The organism is Sphaerobacter sp., assembly GCF_019683595.1.
GTDB lineage: Bacteria > Chloroflexota > Chloroflexia > Thermomicrobiales > Thermomicrobiaceae > Sphaerobacter.
This window is the reverse complement of sequence record NZ_JADGHZ010000028.1, coordinates 23,908-31,219: the sequence shown is the minus strand read 5'-3', so window position 1 is coordinate 31,219 and position 7,312 is coordinate 23,908. Positions and strand designations below refer to the sequence as shown.

Genomic DNA, 7,312 nt, shown 5'->3' with positions numbered 1-7,312 from the left:
GGGCTGGGAATGCGGTGTCCGGTGGGTGGCCGAATCGGATTACACCTGTCGGTAGCCATCGCAGCCCCTTCAGTGGGCTTACCCAATGTGTCAGCCCGGCGGCTTTAGCCCCGGGCACGCACCGACCGGCGGACACCGCATCATCTGGGGCTGTGCTCGGCGGTACCTCAGCCGGCTTCAGCCGGCTTTCGTTGTCAGCCCGGCGGCTTCAGCCCCGGGCGTGGGCCACGGCGCCGGAACCGTTCCGCCACCCACCCCGAGCACATGCCACGACGCGGATATCCTACGCCACCCACCTCGCCGACCGTCGGCACCCGCCCGAGCCGGTTGAGCTGGGTGGAAGACTGACGGCCGCTATCCCACAATCTCCATCGCACGCGGACAGCGGACGCGAAGGATCTCTCCCCAACGCGGCCGTTCCCGCGTGAAATCTTTGGGATGCGCCGGAGAGGCTACCCTTCGTATCGCGAGAAAACCAGACTGACGTTATGTCCACCGAAACCGAGGGAGTTCGACAGCGCGTGGCGGACCTCGCAGCGCCGTGGACCGTCACAGATGTAATCCAGGTCGCACTCGGGGTCGGGCTGCTGAAGGTGCCAGGTCGGCGGGAGCACCCCGCGCGTCAGCGCCAGCACCGTGAAGACCGCCTCGACCGCGCCCGCGGCGCCGAGGAGATGACCCGTCAGCGCTTTGGTGGAGCTCACCGGCGGTACCTGCTCCTCCCCAAACACCCGCTTCAGCGCGACCGTCTCCAGGCGGTCATTGAGCGGCGTCGAGGTGCCATGCGCGTTCACGTAGCCGATGTCGCTCGGCGCGAGCCCAGCCCGTGCGATGGCAATCTCCATCGCCTCAGCCGCCCCGGCACCCTCCGGGTCGGGCTGCACGATGTGGCAGGCATCGCCCGTCGCGCCGTATCCGGTCAGTTCGGCCAGAATGGGAGCTCCCCGGCGCAGTGCGTGGTCGAGCGACTCGAGCACCAGCGTCGCCGCGCCCTCTGCGATCACGAAGCCGTCTCGCGTGCTGTCGAACGGACGGCTGGCGCTCTCGGGCTCGTCGTTCCGGGTCGAAAGCGCACCCAAGGCGCAGAATCCCGCCACGGAACCTGGCGTGACCGGCGCCTCGGCTCCTCCAGCCAGCATCACGTCGGCGTCCCCACGCCGGATGATCTCGGCGGCTTCCCCCAACGCATGCGCTGCGCTGGCACAGGCCGACAGCGAGGCGAAGTTCGGTCCCTTCGCGCCGGTCACAATCGAGACGTAGCCGGATCCCATATCGGCCAGGAACATCGGGATGAAGAAGGGACTGACGCGTCCCGGACCGCGCTCGGCCAGCGTGCGCAGTTCCCGCTCGGCGGTTTCGATGCCGCCCAGGGCGCTGCCCAGGAGCACGCCGACCCGCCGGGCGTTCTCCGGCGTGATCTCCAGCTCCGCGTGCGCGAGCGCGTCCTGGGTCGCCGCCACGGCGAGCTGGATGAACCGGTCGGTCCGCCGCGCCTCCTTTGGCTCCAGCCGATCGCGCGGGTCGAAATTTCGTACCTCGCCAGCGATCGTGCTGGCGAAGCCTTCGGCGTCGAAGCGGGTGATCGGGCCAGTGCCCGAGCGGCCGGCGAGCAGCGCCTCCCACGCCGCCTCCAGGGTGTTACCGACCGGGCTCAAAATGCCCATGCCGGTGACGACGACTCGGCGCGCGTCACGCTCAGTCACGATTGAGTACCTCCGGATTCAGGCAGCGTGGCGGCGTCTCGCCGCGCAGGACAGCGAGCAGGTTCCGCGCCGCCAGTTCCGCCATCCGATTTCGGGTGGTGAAGCTCGCGCTCGCGATGTGCGGCGTCACCACGACGCGCGGGTGACGTAGCAGCGGATGTTCGGCTGGCAGGGGCTCGGGGTCGGTCACATCGAGACCTGCAGCCCAGATCCAGCCTTGCTCCAGCGCCTCGAGCAAGGCGTCAGTCTGTACCACGGGTCCACGGGCCGTGTTGATGAGCACGGCACCCCGTCGCATGCGCTGGAGCTGTTCGCGGCCGATCATCCCGCGGGTCTGCTCCGTCAGCGGGACGTGCAGACTCACGAAGTCGCTCTCGGCCAGCAGGGCGTCCAGCTCCCGCCACTCGGCCCCGAGCTCTTCCTCAACCTCGGGGCGGCGCCGTGGGGCGTGGTAGAGGATACGCATGTCGAAGCCACGCGCCCGCCGGGCGACGGCCTGACCGATGCGTCCGAGCCCGATGATGCCCAGCGTCGCGCCGTGGACATCCGGTCCCAGGTAGCCCATGGGCTCCCAGGTGCGCCAAGCCCCCGCGAGCACCGCGTTGTGGCCCTCGGGGATCCGCCGCGCCACCGCCAGGAGAAGACCGAACGCCAGGTCAGCCGTCGTCTCGGTGAGCACGTCGGGCGTCGTGCACACCGCGACGCCACGCGCCGTGCACGCGGCGACGTCGATGTTGTCGAACCCGACCGCCATGTTGCTGACGACTCTGACCGACGGCAGCCGGTCGAGCAAATCCCCGTCAACCCGCTCAGTGAGCAAGGTCAGCAGGCCATCGGCGCCCTCGGCCAGCCGCACCAGTTCTTCCCGACTCGGCGGGAGCTCACCCTCCCAAACCGCCACATCGCCCGCTTGTCGGAGCAGGTCAAGTCCAGCTTCCGGGATGACCCGGCTCACCGCGATCCGCACGCCGTCCTCCCTCCACCGAACATCGTGCGGATTCTAACGGGCAGTCTCATAGGCGGCAACATGCCCGCAGGAAAACGGGCACGGTGGGTGCCGACGTAGCCTCCGACTCGCCGCTGGGCAAGCGCTGACCGATTCGCATGGTTCGCGATGCAGTGCGAAGCTCGTCCCTCGATACGACCACAGGTGACCCACGTACGCCTCCGGCGCTCAGGTGCGACCCCAATTCCTGCTTCTCCCCATCACCGTGCTGCGGTCCGGATCAGGGCAAGGAATTCCTACATCCGCGTCCTCGACAGCGGGAACGGGTTGAGGCCTAGAGGGCCGGATCCCGGCATCGTTGCACCGCGGCACTTGACAGGAGGATGCGGAACCGGGGCTCGCAATTGCGCAGACTTGAAGCGAAGCCCCTAGCGTGGTAGTATCCAGTAGGGTCAAGCCCCACCCCGCACGGCGTGTACGACAACGTTTTGAGCCAACGTGAAATAACCGACGGGAGCTGCTAAGCGGGCCTCGTGGGGCTCGGGGTTGCGGCACCCACCTGCCTTTGCAGGTTCAAAACCGAGTTACACGCGGCGGAGGTGGGGTTTTGCCCCACCTTTTTCATGCCGTTTGTCCTGGGGGACTGCCTGGTGATCCTAATCCTCCACGGCACCGATCGGCTCGCGATCGACGAGCGGGTCCAGCAGTTGCGTGCAGAGCACGACCCGTCCGGCATCACGACCACCGTCGTGGAGCGGGCGGCCGAGCAACTCGGCGAGTTGCGCAGCGCATGCCTGTCCCCCGGATTTTTCGGTGCTACCCGTCTCGTCATCGCGCGGGATCTAATCGCCGGCGGGGGCGGCGGGCGTGGCCGCCGCGGCGGCTCCGACCGAGCCGAGGCGCTCGACCTGCTGGCCGCGGTTCCGGACAGCACCGTCCTGATCGTCACCGAGTCGGAGATCAAGCCGGCCGACGAGCGCGAGCTGCGCGCCAGGGTGCCTGGCCTGACCATCGAGCGGCACGACGTGCCGCGCGGTCGTGACCTGGTGGAATGGGTTCGTACCCGCGCCCGGCGCTACGACGCAACGATCGAAGCCGAAACGGCTGCGCAGCTCCTCGAAGCCCTCTTCCCCACGTCCTGGCGTGCCGTGGCGAAGCGAGATGACGTCGCCCCCGACCTTTACCGCCTGGACGCGGAAGTGGCGAAGCTGGCAACCGGGGCGGGGCCGGGTCAGGAGATCACGCGAGATCTCGTCGGCGCGCTCGTACCCGATGCCGAAGCGACGAACATCTGGGGGCTCACCGACGCCATCGTGGCCGGCGACGTAGCGGGTGCGGTGCGCGAGGTGGAACGCGCGCTCGCGACCGGGACGCCCTCCGAGATGCTTCTCGGTCAGCTTGCGTCCCAGCTTGAGGTGTTCGCGGTCCTCGCCTCGGGTCCTGCGCAGAGCGCCGCAGCGCTCGCAGCCGAGACGGGGATCAGCGAGGGGCGGCTCCGGCAGGCGGGCCGCACCGCGAGTCGCTTCCCGCACGAGCGGATCGCGCGCGGCCTTGCCGCGCTGCGCGAGATCGACGTGGCGACCAAGCAGGGGCAGGCCGAGGCAGCGGATCTGCTGGTCGGCACTGTCGCGCGCCTGGCGGCGGACCGCTAGGGCTCGGAAGCGACCGCGCGTAGCCAGCTAGGGGTAATTTCAGGGCACGACAAAACGGGCCGCGGATGCAGCCCGTATCGCACACACGCTCTTGCGCCGCGATCCGTGAGGGTGCTATTCCTCGCCGCGGATCAGCGCGTTGAACTTCTTCATCAGCCGCGCCTTGCGCCGCGCCGCGTTGTTCTTGTGGATGATGCCCTTGATGGCAGCCCGGTCGAGCGTGCTGATCGCGTCGCCCACGGCCGTCGCCGCCGCATCGGCATCACCCGCGGCAATCAGCCGCTCGGCCTTGCGAATGTAGGTGCGGGCCGACGACCGGAAGATCCGGTTCCGCATACGTCGTCGCTCGGCAACGCGGACGCGCTTCGCCGCAGACTTCGTGTTGGGCAAGTCTCACATCCCTCCGGATTTCGATCGCACACGCAATCGGCGGCGCCACCGCCGAACCACCAAAGTCTAACAGGATCCGCGATTCCAGGCAACACCGCGCCCGTCCTCTGCTACGATGGACGCACACCGATCCGACTGGCGAGGTTCGCCTCGCCGCCACCGAGAGCGGGGAACGCGATGCGGGTGATTCGCAAGGGATCTGCGCCGGCTGAGCGCGGCACCACCTTCACCGGCGAGACGACCCTGGAGCGCTACCTCTCCGGGGGCGCGGAGGGCATCTCCCTCTCCGTGGTCCACTTCAGCGACGGATCGCGCACCCACTGGCACGAACACCCCGGAGAGCAGATCCTCTACATTCTCGACGGTCGGGGGCGTGTCGGGACGGAGGACGAGGAGATCGAAGTCGGGCCCGGTGACGTGATCTACACCGGACCCGGCGAGCGACACTGGCACGGCGCTGCACCGGGTGCGTCGATGACCCACATCAGCATCACCCGCGGTGGCCCTCCGGTGTGGGGTGAGCCGCCGGAGTGATGCCCTCGCCGCACCTCCAGCGGCGCGGGGTAGAATGATCCTGGTTGGTGGCTGGACACCGGGTCGAGCCACGGTGTCATCGTGGGAGCGGTGATGTCCAACCCGATACCCGACCTGGGCCTGCTGCTCACGCGATTGCGCGCGCTCCACGACGAGTTGCAGCGGACACGTGAGCGCGAGAGGCTGCGTGTCGAAGAGGTCGAGCGGCGGATCGGGGCGGCCGCGATGGACCCGCCACGTACCGAGGAAACGATGCACGAGCTTTTTCAGGCCTACGAAGCTCGATCCTTCGCGCGAGGGCGACTCGATGCACTGGACCACGTGATCGAGCGCCTCGACCTGCTGCTGCCCCCGTTCCCTGAGGGGTCGGGGCGACGCTGATGCCAGCCCCACCAAGGCGCGCGTCCGGAGCGCGGCCGGTCCCCACCCCTTCCCGGCGACCACGCCGGATCACGCTACAAGAAGCTCGCCCGTCCCGCTCGGTGGCGGCCAATGCGACGATCGTTGCCGCCGCCTTCGTCGTCAGCCGCATCCTCGGTCTGCTCCGCGAGATCCTGATCGCCCGGCAATTCGGCACCAGCGGGGACTACGACGCCTACGTCGCCGCCTTCCGTATCCCGGACCTCCTCTTCCTCGTCGTGATGAGCGGCGCGTTCGGCTCGGCCTTCATCCCGGTCTTTGCCGGTTTCCTCAGCCGGGGGGAGCAGGACCGCGCCTGGCGCCTCGCCAGTGCGGTGCTCACCTACACCGTGCTCACGCTGCTCGTCGTGGGGCAGCTCGTGTTCATCTTCGCCGGCCCGCTCATGCGGGACATCGTCGCACCCGGGTTGGCACCCCCGCAGCAAGACCTGGCAGTCAACATCACCCGGCTCCTGCTGCTGTCGCCCTTGCTGCTGGGACTCGGTGCCGCGGCCCAGGGGATGCTCCAGGCTCAGGACGCCTTCACGCTCCCCGCGGTGGCGCCGATCCTCTACAACCTCGGTATCATCGCCGGCGCCCTGCTCCTCGCGCCCACGATGGGCGTCTACGGATTGGCCGTCGGCGTCATCGTCGGGGCAGCCGGACACGCCGGGATTCAATTCGCCGGGTTGATCCGGCGCGGCATGCGCTTTTCCCCCACGTTGTCGCGCCATGTGCAGGGATTGGGTGAAGTCGCCCGGTTGATGGCCCCGCGACTGGTAGGCCAGGCGGCCTTCCAGATCAACTTCATCGTGATGACGAACTTCGCCTCTCGCCTGGGCGAGAGCAAGGTCTCGGCGATCAACTACGCCTATCAGGTCTTCATGCTGCCGCACGGCGTGCTGGCGCTCAGCCTCTCGACCGTGATCTTCCCGATGATGGCCCGCCAGTACGAGCTGAACCAGCTCGACGATCTCAAAGTCACCTTGCGCGGCGCGCTCGGCCCGCTCATCTTCCTCACCTTCCCGGCGTCGGTCGGGCTCTTCGCATTCCGCACCAGCATCGTCCAGGTGCTCTTCCAGTTCGGCTCCTTTTCCGACGAGTCCACCCGGCTCGTCGCCCAGGCCCTCGCCTACTTCTCGGTGGGTCTGGTGGCATTCGCGGTCGTCGAGGCGGTCACACGAGCCTTCTACGCCATGCACGACACCCGCACGCCCGTAACGGTCGCCATCGTTACGGTCATCGCCAACATCGCCCTCAGCGCTTACCTTGCACCGCGCCTCGGGCACGGAGGACTTGCCCTCTCGATCGCGCTCACCACGGTCGTGGAGATGGCCATTCTGCTGACGGTGCTTTACCGCCGCATCGGCGGGCTCGGCCGCGGCCTTCTCGAGTCAACCATCAAGGCGGCAGCAGCTACGGCGATCATGGCCGTCGTCGCGCTACGCTTCGCAGGACCGCTCGCCCAGGTCACCGATCCCTCGGACGGCCGTTCACTCGCGGGTATGGTGATGTTCGTCATCACCCTCGGCGCCACCGGCATCACGTACCTCGTCGCCGCCTACTACCTGCGTGCACCCGAGTTGTTCGAGACCCTCGACCGCGTCCGCTCTCGCCTCCGCCGCGCCTGATGGCCACTGCGGACGGCGCGGTCGCTCGGTTATACTTGTCGTTCGAGCATCCGCAGG

The 7,312-nt window shown here is 68.2% G+C and carries 7 protein-coding genes and 1 other RNA gene; 5 read left to right on the top strand and 3 right to left on the bottom strand.

What is annotated here, in order from left to right; translation table 11 throughout:
- Positions 1-452: 452 nt before the first annotated feature.
- Together fabF and IRZ30_RS05240 are read right to left on the bottom strand one after the other, a co-directional pair.
- Positions 453-1,703: a beta-ketoacyl-ACP synthase II gene (fabF, locus tag IRZ30_RS05245; RefSeq protein WP_294083673.1), complete on the bottom strand. Its 1,251-nt coding sequence runs from the start codon at positions 1,701-1,703 to the stop codon at positions 453-455.
- Complete coding sequence (locus IRZ30_RS05240) at positions 1,696-2,670, bottom strand: D-glycerate dehydrogenase (protein ID WP_294083670.1); 975 nt, start codon at positions 2,668-2,670, stop codon at positions 1,696-1,698. The genes fabF and IRZ30_RS05240 overlap by 8 nt, the downstream gene beginning before the upstream one ends.
- A gap of 432 nt (positions 2,671-3,102) precedes the next feature.
- On the opposite strand from IRZ30_RS05240, the gene ssrS reads away from it, so the two are divergent.
- Positions 3,103-3,259, top strand: a non-coding RNA gene (gene ssrS, locus IRZ30_RS05235) — 6S RNA.
- 40 nt (positions 3,260-3,299) lie between these two features.
- Positions 3,300-4,301: a DNA polymerase III subunit delta gene (gene holA / locus IRZ30_RS05230; RefSeq protein WP_294083669.1), complete on the top strand. Its 1,002-nt coding sequence runs from the start codon at positions 3,300-3,302 to the stop codon at positions 4,299-4,301.
- A gap of 114 nt (positions 4,302-4,415) precedes the next feature.
- On the opposite strand, the gene rpsT is transcribed toward holA, so the two are convergent.
- Positions 4,416-4,691 (bottom strand): 30S ribosomal protein S20, encoded by a 276-nt coding sequence (gene rpsT, locus IRZ30_RS05225; protein ID WP_012871697.1) that lies wholly within the window; start codon positions 4,689-4,691, stop codon positions 4,416-4,418.
- A gap of 177 nt (positions 4,692-4,868) precedes the next feature.
- On the opposite strand from rpsT, the gene IRZ30_RS05220 reads away from it, so the two are divergent.
- The 3 genes from IRZ30_RS05220 to murJ all read left to right on the top strand — a co-directional run bounded on the left by IRZ30_RS05220 (position 4,869) and on the right by murJ (position 7,255).
- Complete coding sequence (locus tag IRZ30_RS05220) at positions 4,869-5,225, top strand: cupin domain-containing protein (protein ID WP_294083668.1); 357 nt, start codon at positions 4,869-4,871, stop codon at positions 5,223-5,225.
- A 93-nt stretch (positions 5,226-5,318) separates the two neighbouring features.
- Positions 5,319-5,606, top strand: a complete 288-nt coding sequence (locus IRZ30_RS05215; RefSeq protein WP_294083667.1) for a hypothetical protein — start codon at positions 5,319-5,321, stop codon at positions 5,604-5,606.
- 101 nt (positions 5,607-5,707) lie between these two features.
- Entirely contained in the window at positions 5,708-7,255 is a 1,548-nt protein-coding gene (gene murJ / locus IRZ30_RS05210; RefSeq protein ID WP_294083665.1) for a murein biosynthesis integral membrane protein MurJ, read from the top strand.
- Positions 7,256-7,312 lie beyond the last annotated feature (57 nt).

What these genes read in the sequence shown, in the direction of transcription:
- IRZ30_RS05220 (WP_294083668.1), top strand. Translation starts at nt 4,869, where the DNA reads ATGCGGGTGATTCGCAAGGGATCTGCGCCGGCTGAGCGCGGCACCACC.
- IRZ30_RS05215 (WP_294083667.1), top strand. Translation starts at nt 5,319, where the DNA reads ATGTCCAACCCGATACCCGACCTGGGCCTGCTGCTCACGCGATTGCGC.